Annotated in this window: 13 protein-coding genes, 1 tRNA gene and 1 pseudogene; 9 read left to right on the top strand and 6 right to left on the bottom strand. The window is 46.9% G+C overall.

All coding sequences use genetic code 11. From position 1 onward, the window contains the following. The first annotated feature begins 77 nt into the window (after window positions 1–77). From E1189_RS12275 to E1189_RS12265, 3 genes are all read left to right on the top strand, one after another. Window positions 78–153 (top strand) — tRNA-Lys (locus E1189_RS12275). Window positions 154–391: 238 nt separating this feature from the next. Then, window positions 392–1441 (top strand): quinolinate synthase NadA, encoded by a 1050-nt coding sequence (gene nadA, locus E1189_RS12270; protein ID WP_155160615.1) that lies wholly within the window; start codon window positions 392–394, stop codon window positions 1439–1441. A 235-nt stretch (window positions 1442–1676) separates the two neighbouring features. Continuing rightward, a complete protein-coding gene (locus E1189_RS12265; RefSeq protein WP_155160614.1) occupies window positions 1677–3380 on the top strand; it encodes a hypothetical protein in 1704 nt (567 codons plus the stop codon). Window positions 3381–3556: 176 nt separating this feature from the next. Here E1189_RS12265 and E1189_RS12260 read toward each other — a convergent pair whose 3' ends face one another. Further along, window positions 3557–5008 (bottom strand): M48 family metalloprotease, encoded by a 1452-nt coding sequence (locus tag E1189_RS12260; protein ID WP_155160613.1) that lies wholly within the window; start codon window positions 5006–5008, stop codon window positions 3557–3559. 105 nt (window positions 5009–5113) lie between these two features. Between E1189_RS12260 and E1189_RS12255 the strand changes: the two genes are divergently transcribed. Together E1189_RS12255 and E1189_RS12250 are read left to right on the top strand one after the other, a co-directional pair. Next, on the top strand, window positions 5114–5371 hold the full coding sequence (locus E1189_RS12255; protein WP_155160612.1) for a sulfurtransferase TusA family protein: 258 nt from the start codon (window positions 5114–5116) through the stop codon (window positions 5369–5371). Continuing rightward, window positions 5364–6443: an AI-2E family transporter gene (locus E1189_RS12250; protein ID WP_329602012.1), complete on the top strand. Its 1080-nt coding sequence runs from the start codon at window positions 5364–5366 to the stop codon at window positions 6441–6443. Before E1189_RS12255 ends, E1189_RS12250 begins: the two co-directional genes overlap by 8 nt. 82 nt (window positions 6444–6525) lie before the next feature. Here E1189_RS12250 and E1189_RS12245 read toward each other — a convergent pair whose 3' ends face one another. After that, the gene (locus tag E1189_RS12245; protein ID WP_329602011.1) at window positions 6526–7050 is read right to left on the bottom strand and encodes a peroxiredoxin; all 525 of its coding nucleotides are present in this window, start codon (window positions 7048–7050) and stop codon (window positions 6526–6528) included. Between the two features lie 366 nt (window positions 7051–7416). Between E1189_RS12245 and E1189_RS12240 the strand changes: the two genes are divergently transcribed. Then, a complete protein-coding gene (locus tag E1189_RS12240) occupies window positions 7417–8451 on the top strand; it encodes a bZIP transcription factor (protein WP_155160611.1) in 1035 nt (344 codons plus the stop codon). A 152-nt stretch (window positions 8452–8603) separates the two neighbouring features. Here the strand turns inward: E1189_RS12240 and E1189_RS12235 are convergent, their stop codons facing one another. Together E1189_RS12235 and E1189_RS12230 are read right to left on the bottom strand one after the other, a co-directional pair. Further along, the gene (locus tag E1189_RS12235; RefSeq protein WP_196221402.1) at window positions 8604–8933 is read right to left on the bottom strand and encodes an HI0074 family nucleotidyltransferase substrate-binding subunit; all 330 of its coding nucleotides are present in this window, start codon (window positions 8931–8933) and stop codon (window positions 8604–8606) included. After that, window positions 8917–9219 (bottom strand): nucleotidyltransferase domain-containing protein, encoded by a 303-nt coding sequence (locus E1189_RS12230; RefSeq protein ID WP_155160609.1) that lies wholly within the window; start codon window positions 9217–9219, stop codon window positions 8917–8919. The genes E1189_RS12235 and E1189_RS12230 overlap by 17 nt, the downstream gene beginning before the upstream one ends. Before the next feature lie 312 nt (window positions 9220–9531). Between E1189_RS12230 and E1189_RS12225 the strand changes: the two genes are divergently transcribed. Continuing rightward, entirely contained in the window at window positions 9532–9954 is a 423-nt protein-coding gene (locus E1189_RS12225) for a hypothetical protein (RefSeq protein ID WP_155160608.1), read from the top strand. Window positions 9955–10198: 244 nt separating this feature from the next. Beyond that, a pseudogene (locus tag E1189_RS25495) lies at window positions 10199–10295 on the top strand (transposase); the annotation flags it as partial. Between the two features lie 258 nt (window positions 10296–10553). Here E1189_RS25495 and hmpA read toward each other — a convergent pair. After that, a complete protein-coding gene (hmpA, locus tag E1189_RS12215; protein ID WP_155160607.1) occupies window positions 10554–11753 on the bottom strand; it encodes an NO-inducible flavohemoprotein in 1200 nt (399 codons plus the stop codon). Between the two features lie 133 nt (window positions 11754–11886). On the opposite strand from hmpA, the gene E1189_RS12210 reads away from it, so the two are divergent. Continuing rightward, a complete protein-coding gene (locus tag E1189_RS12210; protein ID WP_155160606.1) occupies window positions 11887–12336 on the top strand; it encodes an Rrf2 family transcriptional regulator in 450 nt (149 codons plus the stop codon). 293 nt (window positions 12337–12629) lie between these two features. Here the strand turns inward: E1189_RS12210 and E1189_RS25490 are convergent. After that, the coding region (locus tag E1189_RS25490; protein WP_230460362.1) for a hypothetical protein at window positions 12630–12838 on the bottom strand (209 nt) is incomplete at its 5' end.

Below are 12838 nucleotides of genomic sequence, written 5' to 3'. Positions count from 1 at the left end.
ATCCTACACGACCCACCATTCTCTTTTCTAAAGAGTCCTCTCAAAAATATCTATCCATGCGCTGGATGGTTGTTTGTGGGTCGTTAGCTCAGTTGGTAGAGCAGTTGGCTTTTAACCAATTGGTCGTAGGTTCGAATCCTACACGACCCACCATTTTCTTTTAAAAAGACTTTCCTGTAAAAGTCTCCCCCCTATATCTTTTCTGACCTTCTTATTTCTCACGCTTGTATTTCGGTTTTATGAAATTTCCGTGCTAACATGCCGTGCAAATTGTCATGTACCGTTTTATGCCGCTGGTATTGCTACCCTGCAGATGTGCATGGCTGGACTGGTTTGCCGTTGAGTTTGGATAACTGGGCGGCAACGACAATGAGAGTGACAGAATACCCGCATGACGCAAGTACAGGACAGAAGCTTTGTTCGCCAGCACCTCGACAGCCTTGAGGCGCGCCCCGTACAGGAAACGGCTGATCCGGAAAAGCTCAAGCAGCGCATTCGTGAACTGCTGAAAGAAAAGAATGCCGTGATGGTGGCCCACTATTACACCGCTCCGGAGCTGCAAGCTCTGGCCGAAGAGACTGGTGGCTGTGTGGCCGATTCTCTGGAAATGGCTCGCTTTGGTGCCAGGCACCCGGCTGACACCATGGTTGTTGCCGGTGTGAAGTTTATGGGAGAAACCGCCAAAATTCTCAGCCCCGAGAAAACCATCCTGATGCCTGATTTGGAGGCAACCTGCTCTCTGGATCTGGGCTGTCCGGAAGATGAGTTCGCTGCTTTTTGCGACAGTCACCCTGATCATACAGTTGTTGTGTATGCCAACACCTCCGCTGCCGTAAAAGCCCGGGCCGATTGGGTTGTGACCTCTGGCTGTGCTCTTGAGATTGTGGATGAGCTGGCGGCCCGAGATGAGAAAATTATCTGGGCGCCTGACAAATACCTCGGTAGCTACATTCAAAAGCAAACAGGCGCAGATATGTTGATGTGGGATAGTGCTTGCATTGTTCACGAGGAGTTTAAGGCAAAAGGTCTTCTTGATCTTAAGAAGGTTTATCCGAATGCAGCAGTGCTGGTACATCCGGAGTCTCCAGAGTCTGTGGTGGAAATTGCTGATGTGGTTGGCTCTACAAGTCAGCTCATTCATGCGGCAGCTTCGATGAAAAACGATACCTTTATCGTGGCAACGGATCGTGCCATTTTCTACAAAATGCAGCAGATAGCTGGTGAAGGGAAAACCTTGATTGAAGCGCCAACAGCAGGGCAGGGTGCGAGTTGTCGCAGCTGCGCCCATTGCCCATGGATGGCTCTGAACTCTCTTCAGGGTGTGATTAATGCTCTGGAAGGTAAGGGTGGTGTGATTGAAGTACCTGAAGACGTTCGCGTTGAGGCCGTGAAGCCTTTGCAGCGTATGTTGGATTTCACCAGTCAGGCGGCTGCAGCCTGATAATAGAGGATTTTGGCATCCTGGCATCCTGGCATCCTGCTCAGGGTGCCTGCTATACATCTGAGGGAATTCTTGCCTTTGGTTGTGGCGATGTTCTGTGAGAAAACATCCGTTTATTTCCAAGGCGAAAGTCATAGAGTTCAACCTTTTGTGCCAAAAATTGGTTGAGGGAAAAGTGTTGCACTATCTTTAGCCACCTGCTCGTGAGATGTCCTGAGATAGGAAGGCACGTATTTTGGGTTCAAATAGTCATGATCAGTACTTAACTGTATCCGATCATAAAAGTGATTTTTCTCCCTTTCTCTGGAGGCTGCTTCTTGATTTGTGTAGAAGAGGAGGAGGGTATTTTCAGAGCGTATTAGTTTTTATTTTTTTTTATGTGTTTATGGCTCATGCTGGCCTTCAAACACCTGTCAATCAGCCTCTTGGGCAGTGGGAGTTACTTGTTCCTTCCTTGCAAAATGATCTCAGTGCCCTCACCCCAGTTTTTCAGCCAGTCGATCCGCCATCAAGAAGGGCTAGCATAAGAATCCTGAGACTCCCGGTTCCTGTTAGGGAAACATTGCGCTCGCCTGAAGGTAAAGCTGTCCATGCACTCAAACTCATTGATTATGCTTATCCCCCTCACCTTGAGGAGGCTTATACAAGACAGGGGGGGATTTATATCGCATTGGAGCATGAGTCGGGATGTGATTTGTATAAGCCTGATGGAGATTGTCTTAAAAGTTGGCGGGAGCGTAGGCGAATGCTTCCGGAGTATGGCGCGACTTTGGATAATGTTTATTATTACCCAACTATGGGGCAAGCACCACAAGTTATAAAGCCGGAAGCCTTTCAATCGATTCCATTTTTTTTGAGACAACATGTTATTCCTGTAATGACGGAAGAGTTTTATGGCAAAAAGGCATCAAGCTTTTATGCTTGGCATAGGCCTGTTTTAGTTAATATTCTTCGAGATTCTTTATGTTATGAGTCATCTTTGTGTGAGGATGCCAAGAGGTATGGTGCGCATTTGTTCGCATTGGGCTGTGGCTCTGGGACCGAACTGGATTTAGCATCAAGAGAGCTGGAACATAATGGTATACGCACAATAGGTCACGGGTTGGAAATTAATTCTTCACTTGTAGAAAATGCGAGAGAAAAATACGCATACCTGAATTTTACGCAAGCGGATGCTAGCTATCCTGCTTCTAAGATAATTGAATCAAAAAAGAGCAAGCCGTTATCGTCTGAATCTCCGACACTTGTTTTGGCTGAGGGATTTTTAACAAGGTCTGTATTATCTGGAACAGAGGCGGGACTTATTGTTCTTCAAGAGCTTCTTCAAGATGGGGTAGCAGATTTTGTTGTTATAGGTGGCTTGGCCTCACCCCTGGTCAATGAGCATATTGCTAAAGCTGCTGGTTGGATAGCAACCCCTCTTATGATCTTCTACCCAGAGAATATTATAGCAACTGATATATACTTGCCGACACTTGTATTGCGCAGACCAGCTCAAGAAGAGTATATAAATACCTTTTTTGAAAGACATAGAAGCAATACTGGTGGTGGAGAAGGTGTTGTGGATATGAGTATGTCAGCAATGCCCTGGCTGTTAATTCGTAGAATTCATGAAGAACTTGATATTGATAATGTGAAGAAAGTCGATCTCTCGTTCAGCTATTTCCCAAAAGACGATTATTCCACCCTGCTTGATGATATTATATTGATTCTTGCCTCTTTACCTTCACTCACTCATGTTGTTTTAAGTGGAAGGGAATCTTGGTTGGAAGAATTTGTTTCCAAAAGTAAGGATTTGGGTAAGTATGTAGTCGTTTTGCGCGATGATATAGGTTACAAGTACGAACTTCCTGTTCTTGAAGCAGATATGAGAGAGCTTTTGTTAAGGCAAAGATACCCCAGTGTAAAAAATTTAGACGTACCTGACACTCCAAAATAACTCTAAAAGAGTGCTCAGTCTTCAGCGTGAATCGTCTCAAGGCTCACTTTCACAGGACCTTGAGACGAAATTGGTTTGTTCTTAAGTATCGATCATTGAAGGTGCCATATTTATCTTCCAGCCTTTAAATGGTGCAGTTTTATGCTGGCTGCAAGCACATTATTGAGGGGAACCGATTACAGCTTCATTTTCTTTTTGTAATCCTTCACTTCCTCAATTCTTTCTTTCAATGCAGCACGCTGGCTAAAGGGTACGTTGGGTAGTTCCAGTGCGTACTCCAGATGCTTCACACTGTTATCCATATCCCCAACCAAAAAGAAATACTGTGACCGTGATGTGTGCACAGTGAGAATATCTCCAGCCAAACCGGCAGTTTCTGCCATGTTATACCAGATAGTTGAATCGTCAGGGCGACGGCGGCTTTCTGTCCGGAGGATGCTCATGGCCTCGCTGTATTGGCGATCGTTATAAAGCAAATCAACAATGGCGAGGGTTGTTGGGTAATTGCCTGGGTTGTCGCTTAACAGCTTTCTTAAATTGCTGATGGCTGTTTTGTGATCGCCGGATTCAAACAGAATGCGGTTATGTAATATCTGGTAATGGATATTGTTAGGGCTGCTTGCCAGTAGTGGTTGCAAAGCTTCCTTTGCGCCCTTGGGGTTTTGCAGGTTGAGTTCCGCCTGGGCCAGCCCGTAGCGGGTTGCGTTTTCATGTCCGCTGCGACTGCTGTTCAGTTCTTTCTGAAAACGGTTACGGATGTCTTCCTGAGATTGTGCCAGACGGATAATGGCGCGGTTACGCATCAGCTGATACTCACCATCGGGATTTTGTGGTTTGGCAGGGTACTGCTCTGCACGACTGCGGGCGTCTGATACCCGGTTACGGCTCAAAGGGTGAGTGCGCAGAAATTCGTACTGTGGCCCTGTGCCTTCCAGTTTACTCATGCGCTCGAACAATGTGGCCATGCCCCGTGGGTCCATCCCTGCCCGTGCCATGGTCAGAATGCCGACACGGTCAGCCTCTTGCTCGTTGATACGGCTGAATGCCAGCTGGTAGCTCTGGGCGCCAGCAACAGTGGATGAGAGAGCAGCGGCGCCTAAATCGCCTGCGCCACTGGCGGCGAGAACAATACTGCCAAGGAGGGCTGCGATTGTGGGAAGCCTTTGCCGCTGTGCTGTTTCTACGCCCCGCGCATAGTGCCGCTGGCTTAGGTGAGCCAATTCGTGAGCGACTACGCCAGCAAATTCATCTTCGGTGCGGGCGTAGAAAAACAGGCCGAGGTTAATGCCAACAATGCCACCGGGCGCTGCAAAAGCATTAAGGTAGGGGCTGTCGATCAGAACAATGGAGAGTTCGCGGTTTTGCAGTTGGCTGGATTCTGCCAGTCGGTACACCAGTTTTTCAACATATTCCACAAGCTCGGGATCGGACTCTGTACTTAGCTGGCTGTTCAGCATTTTCAGGAATACACCGCCAATTTCACGCTCTTTTTGAATGGATACAATACTGGAGCTGGCATCACCAATGGTGGGCAGAGTAATCTCACTATTAGCCAGTGTGCTGGCAGTCAGGGCCAGAGGCAATAAGAAAGAACGCAAAACTGTGGGCAGAGTCTTAAATAAAGCCATAGATATCCGTAACCAAAAAACAGTATGACGACATTTCTATATTACCCTTGCAGTGGGTGCGATACTATTACCGTATGTGTTCATGGCCGGTAAAGTAGAAGCGCTATGGTTGAAAATATTGACATTGATTCTTTGTCGATTAACAAAGAATTGGATGCTCGTGGCCTGAGTTGCCCCATGCCTTTGCTGAAGGCGAAACAGGCGTTAAGTGCAATGGCAGCAGGTGAAATTTTGAAAGTGGAGGCAACGGACCCTGGCTCACAGCGGGACTTTGCCAGTTTTACTGACTTAGTAGGTCATGAATTGCTTCACAGTGGGCTGGAATCAGGAACCTACACATACATACTGAGAAAGCATGGATAGAATAACAATGTTCAGGGTTATTGGCGGCTGGCTGCACCGATACTTCTCTGATGAAGAGGCCATCGTGCTGTTGCTGTTGTTGGCAGCGGCACTGGTAATTATCCTTGTACTCGGAACGATGCTGGCCCCGGTGTTTGCAGGGCTGGTGCTGGCGTTTGTACTGCAAGGGTGTGTAGCATGGTTTGAGCGGATGAAGTGCCCTCATATGCTGGCTGTCTCCCTGACGTTTGTCTTTTTTATTGCCGTGCTGCTGGCAGTAATCCTGCTGATAATGCCGTTGATCTGGGAGCAGGGGTCAACGCTGTTAAACGAGTTGCCCCGCATGGTGCAGCAGTGGCAGCAGATGTTGCAGCATTTGCCTGAGGCTTACCCGGGTTTTGTGTCTGATGCGCAGGTGCATGCCTGGAGTGAAGCGGCCAGTACACAACTCACGACGCTGGGGCAGTGGCTGGTGTCCTTCTCGCTCTCCAAGTTACCAAACCTGGTGGGTGTGCTGATTTATCTGGTTCTGGTGCCGATTCTCGTCTTCTTTTTCCTGAAGGATCGCGCCATGTTGGTGGCCTGGTTCTCTTCCAAGTTGCCAAAAGAGCGCCGAATGATCAATCAAGTGTCTGAGGAGATGAGTAACCAGATCGCCAACTACATTCGCGGTAAATTTATCGAGATTGTGATTGTGGGTGTGGCGAGCTTTATTGCTTTTGCCTTTATGGGGTTGAATTACGCGGCTCTGCTGGCCTTGCTGGTTGGTCTCTCAGTTGTAGTTCCTTATATCGGCGCAGCTGTTGTGACCATTCCAGTGGCGGCCATTGGTTTGTTCCAGTGGGGCTTTGAGCACCAGTTCTTTGTGCTGATGGCGGTGTATGGTGTGATTCAGGCTCTCGATGGCAATGTACTGGTTCCGCTGTTGTTCAGTGAAGCAGTTAACCTGCACCCTATTGCCATCATTATTGCGGTTCTGCTTTTTGGTGGTATTTGGGGATTCTGGGGTGTGTTCTTTGCTATTCCTTTAGCCACTCTGGTAAAGGCTGTGTTCTCTGCCTGGCCTGCTGTGGGGCAAACGCAACCGGAATAAGGCAATAAGCCGGTCTCAAGAAAAATGGCGAGCGGGTGAAACCGGTCGCCATTTTTGTGCCTGCTGAGGAGAAAGTAAGGTATTAAGTACCCGAACCACTGCTTTCCTCTGTGCTCTCCTCTTCTTCTTGTGTCAGCCCTGCCAGGGCTTGGGCTGCTTGCAGCACATCATCAACGTGATCTTTGATTTTTACTCTGCGCCATTCGTGCTGGAGGATGCCATCTTTGTCTATCAGGAAGGTGCTGCGCTCAATACCCATAAACTCCTCTTCACCCTTTCTTTTCAGGCGGATGACATCGAACAATTCACAGAGCTCGCCTTTAGTGTCGGCCACCAGTTCAAAGGGAAACTCCTGCTTCTCCCGAAACTTATTGTGGGACGCCATTGTATCTTGGGATACACCAAATACTTTGGTATCCGCTTCGAGGAACAGTGGGTGGTATTCAGAGAAGGCCTGCCCTTCGCTGATGCAGCCGGGAGTGTTGTCTTTCGGGTAAAAGTAGAGTACGAAGTTTGTCCCTTGAAGAGCTTTCAGTGAAACGGTGGTGTTGTTTGTCGCCTTGGCTGAAAAGTCTTCAACCGGTTTGCCAATGCTGATTGTCATCATTTTCCCTTATGCGCTTTATGGCCATGAAAGTTCATCCTTATCTTTATTTTTGGGGATGACCTTTTTGCCCATGGCTGTTTATAACCTTCTACATTGTTGCTGTTCTGGTGGCTGCTTGGACAGCGGTAACCTTTTTGACAAGTCAACCGAGATTATGTACCAGTTGAGCACGAATAGCCAAAAACCGGGAAAGGATAGCTGGTTTTATAAAGAGTGCCACCTGCTCTCTAATAGGGGGTAGTGTTTGTATTTATATACCTGAGCAACAGTTTCACGGTAAGCTCAGACGATTATTGGTGGTATTGGCTGTTTTTTGTACTCTGCTGTGCCCTGTCTTTGAGACTTTTAGTTTACGTCTAGTTGTTTATGAATTATCAACAACAAATCGGTTCCCGTTTTCCCAAGGGCCGTTTCGCAATGGTGAGTGTGTATTCATTCACGGGTGCGGCGATTGTTGCTTCCACAATCTTTTCTCTACTGTTGTTTCTCTCGATAAACGACGGCCTTCTGATGAAGGTGCTATTTGGCGGGTTGGCGATTATTTTTGAGGCTGGAAAGTTTTATGCCTGGTATGAATTTGGTGAGCGCCGAGCCCATCAAAACTTATCAGGGGCAGTGCTGGCTTTGGTCTTTTATCTGGTGCTGGCGGCTATCTCTATCGGTGGTAGTGTGGGTGGTATCAACAGTGCGACTAATAGCGCTCAAGGGCATATTGCCATTCAGCAGGCTAAAATTGCGACCTATAACCGTGAAATTGAATCTATTGAAAAGCAGATTCAACTCAACAATATCGCGGCACAAAAATATATTGAGATGGAGCGGATTGCTACTGGTGTAGGACGTATTCAAAAAGAGAATGCCAAACTGCGCAAAGAGCAGCAAATGCTTGCACAAGAACGCGACAGTCTGCCACCTGTTGCACAAGGCTCAGTGATTGGTTTGATTGAAAGCCTCGCTAAGGCCTTTGGTACCAGTTCCTCTCAAGCACAGCTGGGATTGGTTGTATTTCTATCTATCCTTCTCGATTTCTTTGCTGCGTTCTTTGTGGGGGTCATTGGTGAAGAGCAGCGCTTCTGCTACTTCTATCGTAACCATGAAGGGAAGAAAGCTAAGCCTGTAGATACGAAGGCAGGAGCAGAGACTGAGCTTGCAGGGTTGTTGCCGCACTTTGAACAGAAACAGGTTGAACAAGAGAAACCTTCTGAGCCTGATCCTATTCAGATCCTGCTGGATAAGATTATCAGTGCCATCACCAATAAAGAGGTGGTTTGCACAAAGCGTGCGGTCACCAAACATTTTGCATTAAACGCAGAAGAAGCAGATAGTCTGTTTGAAAAACTGGTGGAGCAAGGCAGGGTTGGTAAGAAGGCCAACAATCACTATTACTGGCTTGGTGCCTGATATTGGCTTGGAAGTCTCCGAACAAACTGCACGCCAACTGGGGTGGTGAACGCCCCAGTGAGTCCTCTCATAACCATATTCTACCTCCAGCCTGTATTAATATCATTTTGCTCTCTGGCAGGGGGGCTTGGAAGGCACAGGTACGCTTCCTATTATGGTTCCAGCTGGGATTCCAAAGCCAGATAAAGCTCTGCAAAGGCTTTATGGAACTGTCTCGCCCGCAGTGCCAGCTGCCGCGCTTCCATTTCATCGCAGGTGTGAGCTGTAAGATTGCGAGATTCGATCATTGCTAACCATTCCTGCTCATTGGTGATATAGCCCTGCTGGTAGGCTTCCTTAAAGCAGGATCGAGGGCTATTGGCTTCTATTCCTCGCCAGGCCAGAACTCGCTTGATCGCCTTCCAGCTCATCTCGAATGTGAATTCAAAACGCTTAACGGTAACATCAAGATAAATGCTGTCAGGATCAGTGAGCTCTTCCAAAGTTATCCACACCATCTTCTGCCCGAAGCTGAAGAGTGGCGCTGAAAATCACTTTGCCTGTTGTGATGACACGTTTCTGCATCCGCTCATTGACATGAGCCAGATTGGTGACATCAACCTTTACCAGAGTGGACAGTTGCTCAATCTCTTCCTTTATCGCAGAGATATCCGTGCAACTCTCATCCAGAAATGCGATATCAATATCACTACTCAGGGTTGAAGTACCTAAGGCTTCAGAACCATACAGCCAGATTCGATCCGGATTGGCATGATCTGGTTTTCTCAACAACCTTGTCTTCCTTACGCTTGGCAACAGAGGGGAGAGCAGTTGAGAGTTCCCTCAGTTAACAGTCAGCACATAAATGCTCTGGGTTTTATGAATCGTGATAATGATTTGTTTTACTACCCCGTTTGCGGCTCGGTTAATAGTGACAATACTCTCCCCCTCTATTCTGATCTGAAAAAACCAATACCAATACGTAGAAGACCTAACTTTTCCAACCTCCTTTTCGCCTATATGCTGGTTTTTACGTAATCATGCAATGGTCATATACAGCGTTTTTACAATTTAGTATGAATTAGGGAGTTAGAATATCGCATGAAAAATTTATTAAAGCTTTCTTTCCTTACAAAAATAGCTATATTTTCCAGCTTGTATATTGCACAAATCGCTCTATTTTGGAGTGCTTTTAGCAAATTTTCTGCCCCTCCTCAGTGGCTTACAGACTCACTTGCAGGCTCACCTCTTTCCTCGCTCACTGGCTTAGGATGGGTCACTATTGGAGTTCTTGAGCTGCTTGCATTAGTTCTGGTCATTCTTAGTATTCTGAAAAGAGAGTTTGCTGGATCAAATAATGCTACTTTTTTGAAAGCTGCCATTTCATTCGGCATGGTTGCCTTGGCAGTCATGGCTATGGGAACAAGCTTTGCCAGTGATTTTGAGAGTAAGGCAAGCCTTATATATTATGTGGGTGCTCAAGCTATTATGTATATGGTTGCCTGCAAAGAAGCTCAAGAGTAGCAGTAACGATCCGCTAATCAAAAAGCGCGGTTGTAATTCTAAGTTTGCTATAGGCAGGGACTTTAAATGCCCAGCCCCTGCTTCCTCCTCGAAGCTATACCTCTGAATTCTGTTGTTTGGTCAAAGCTTCAGATGACGACCTCTGCCTGATTTTATGGGAAGGGTGTCTTGTGAGTGGTGCGAACACAAAAGTAGTTACGAGCTGGCTAATTATCAGTCTTGCCCTTATGAGTAATCATTATCAAACTCGACCGGAGGCAAAAGCAAGTTACTTGGCATCAGTAAGAGAGGAAACAAGATGCTACGAACGGCTTTTGTTCATGGAGCACGTGCCATTCTCGTCAGACCAGAGCAAACAGATGCTGTGTTTGGTGAGTGGTTGATCAGGTTGAGAACTGAAAAGCCTTTTAATGTGGCACTTGTTGCTTGAATCCAGCGATCCACCAGAGCTTTCCATGAGCCTTTCACACTATGTCATCTTCGAACCGCTATCCTCAAAGGGGAGTGAGGTATGGCAATCAATAAAGAAAATAGCAAGTGCTTCGAGGCAATATATCTGTCTGCTGCGCAGTGGCAAACACTGCGCAGAACGCCAGGGGCTACAAAGTGCTATGTGGGCCAAATATTTCGTAATGAATGTATGCCTCCATGACCCCCCAGTGCTCTAGTGTCTCCTTCACAAATTTCATGAAGGCAATGGGGCCGCAGAAGTAAAAGTGAGTGCCGGGTTTGTTAATATCACTGCGCAGTGCTTCCAGGTCCATCAGCCCGTTGGCATATGGCTTCTTTTCATCCTTTTCTTCCGGAGCGTTATACCAAACGTACGAGTGAAGGTTGTCATGTTCGGTGCTTTTGCGTGCGATATCCTCAGAAAACGCATGGTTGCTGCCATTTTCGCAACCGTGTAACCAGAAGACAGGTGCCTGATGTCCACCTTCCAGAAGTGTATTCAGCATGGAAAGTAAAGGCGTCAGGCCAACACCAGCACTTAACAGTACGACAGGGTTTTGCCGGGTTACATCCATTGTAAAGTCACCCGCAGGTGGCATAGCTTCCAGCTTATCTCCCTCCATCACATTGTCGTGAAGATGGTTGGAAACAACACCATTTACAGATGCCGTCTCACGCTTTACAGATATGCGATAATACTGACCATTTGCAGCGTCAGATAAAGAGTACTGGCGAATCTCCTGATTGGCTGATGTTGGCGGCTTGACCTTGATACCCAGATACTGGCCAGGTTGGTGAGCAGCCACTGGTTTACCATCTGCTGGCTCCAGATAGAAAGAGGTGATTTGAGCGGATTCCTTCACCTTTTTTGAGACGATAAATGTACGAGCCCCCCGCCAGCCGCCATTGGCTGATTGACTTTGCTCATAGAGCTCATCTTCCCTTTTAATGAAAATCTGTGCTAACAGCTGATAGGCCTCTGTCCAGGCGTGAAGAACCTCTGGTGTCGCAGCTTCACCTGCCAGTTCCCTGATAGTTTCAATCAGATGGTGCCCGACAATTTCATATTGCTCAGGCTTGATCAAAAAGCTTGTATGTTTATGGGCAATACGCTCAACAGCGGGCAGAAGAGTCTCGAGGTTTTCTATATTCTGGGCATAAGCCAATACAGCCTCAAAGAGGGCGGCAGGTTGTTTGCCCGTTTCCTGGTGACGCATATTAAACACATCTTTCAGCTCAGGGTGGTGGCTGAGCATGCGTTCGTAAAAATGACGGGTCAGGTCTGTGCGAACAGTTTCCAAGAGGGGTATCGTGGCTTTGATGGTGGCGATGGTTTCGGAAGATAGCATGGTCATCCTGATACTATAAGCTTACTTTCTTAAGGTGCATTTGAAATACATCTTTATAATGTTGTATTTTAAATGCATGTTCAATAGATACTTTGATATTATTTTTCCACACTTCCCTTTGCTGGCAGGCCTTATGCGACTGACGACTTATACCGATATGGGCTTACGTGCTCTCTTGTTTCTGGCCCTTCAACCGAAGGGGCAGATATCCCGTATCAGTGAAATCACAGAGACATACTCTGTGTCGCACAATCACATGGTAAAGGTTATCAATCAGCTCACCCGTGAAGGGCTGGTTAAGGGCATACGTGGTAAAGGTGGTGGGATTACACTTGGCAAACCTGCGGAGTATATTCTGCTAGGGGAGACTATTCAGCTGCTGGAAAAACACCTTGATGTCGTAGACTGCAGCCATGGGAATTGCCTGCTGACCGGTAACTGTCGTCTGAAAGACGCCTTTTCTGAGGCTATGAACGCCTTTGTGACTGTACTGAACAACTACACTCTGAAAGATATGATAGATAATCGAAAGACGCTGACAGAAGTTTTGCAAATCACTGAGATCATACCCGAACCCTATTAAAGCCAGGAACGGTTGAAAGGGAAGATCAACATGCAACGTCCTCGAAACCGGCCGTGGTATCTCTGAGGTTTTATGAGAATAAGTTGTTATCACTGTGTGTTTTCTACAAAGCTGACTTCAATGTAGTTGGGCTGCGTAACTCTTTTCCATAACGTTCACCGGCATTCATCATGTTAATGAATACTCACTTGCAAACAGGTGGGCTAGCTCCCCTGTTTGCCTACTCTCTGCAACCATAGGATTTCACGAACCCTAAACGACAGTGCTTTTACACCACTCATAGACAGTTGATTTCAATAAGAAAATTCAGGTGCCTCGAAATGCCCTCTAAAACCTGAAAAACAGAGGACAGGTCTGAAAAAGGGCAAAACAGGGGTAAAACAGAGGAAATATAAGGAACAACGGGGAATCCGTTTAAAAACGGGAACAGTGCGGGAAAGCAGGGGATTTTGTGCGCTTATAAACGCAAAAATCCCGCGACCTATAACAGGCGCGGGATTCA

The sequence above is a fragment of the Parendozoicomonas verongulae genome, assembly GCF_009711465.1.
Classification (GTDB): domain Bacteria; phylum Pseudomonadota; class Gammaproteobacteria; order Pseudomonadales; family Endozoicomonadaceae; genus Sansalvadorimonas; species Sansalvadorimonas verongulae.
Note: the sequence above shows the minus strand (reverse complement) of the source record. Positions and strands in the feature narration are given on the sequence as shown.